At 44.4% G+C, this 978-nt stretch carries 1 protein-coding gene; it reads right to left on the bottom strand.

Annotated features, from left to right (window positions below; genetic code table 11):
- Positions 1 to 228 precede the first annotated feature (228 nt).
- The coding region (sctE, locus tag CBG25_RS07765) for a type III secretion system translocon subunit SctE (RefSeq protein WP_290605836.1) at positions 229 to 978 on the bottom strand (750 nt) is incomplete at its 5' end.

Genomic DNA, 978 nt, shown 5'->3' with positions numbered 1-978 from the left:
AGATTATTGATCATTTTGTCCAGCAAGTGATTTAGGGCACGTTTAAGCTTGTCAGCGATAATTTTACCGATCATTTTACCGGCTACACTGGCTAATTTCGCTGAGCTAATGGCGGCAGCAACCATTGTTACTGTAACGATAATGGTAGCGACAATGTCGGTTATTTCCTTGGTCTGTTTTTTCAGCTCGGCGATTTCACTTTCTGATGCTCCCCGTAATTTAGCTTCGCTAATTGCGATATTGCATAAAAAGTTGGAGATCTTCTTGCGCTATTTTCATCATCAACTCACCGACTGGCGCTAATGCTTTATTCATAAAGGAGCCGCCTCCTGCTGCCTGGCTGATGGTATCAGCAGCGAGTAAGGCTATGCCGACTGCGGCTAGCGCCAGGCTGGCACTACCGGTAAAGACGGCGGCGACCACCCCAACCGCGGCAATTAGCCAGGAAAAAATTTGGCTGCCAATCGCCAACCATTTACGCGCTTCTTCTGCTTTGCGGATTTTTTCATCAATATCCTGCGCTCGTTTTTCTGCCTGAATTTCAGTCATTCGTTGCATTTCTTGCAAAATTTCCCGTTGACTATTCATACTTTCTAGTGTGAGGGAACCGAGCAATTCACGCATTTTGGCCATTAGATAAGTGAGTTTGGCGCTGCTTGGCAAATGCTGTGATTCCAACTCGATTAAGGTTTTAAAGCTAGCTAGTTTTAAACTGAATAGGCTTTTTTCTGCTTCATCAAGTTGGTTAACGATGTTAGTGTCGTTTTTGAGATCAGCCAGTCGAACACGCTGATGTTCGGTATCTCGCACCAGGCTTTTGTAAGCGCCTTGGGCGACTGAGATAGAATATAATTTTCGTTTATCCTCATCCATCGAATAGCGAACAGCGTTATACCATTCGGTATGGATAACACCATTATCACGCCATTTTTTATCGGTTTGGCTGGTGCTATCGCTAAACATATGTTTCAGACGATT

The organism is Arsenophonus sp. ENCA, assembly GCF_002287155.1.
Classification (GTDB): Bacteria; Pseudomonadota; Gammaproteobacteria; order Enterobacterales; family Enterobacteriaceae; genus Arsenophonus; species Arsenophonus nilaparvatae.
Note: the sequence above shows the minus strand (reverse complement) of the source record. Positions and strands in the feature narration are given on the sequence as shown.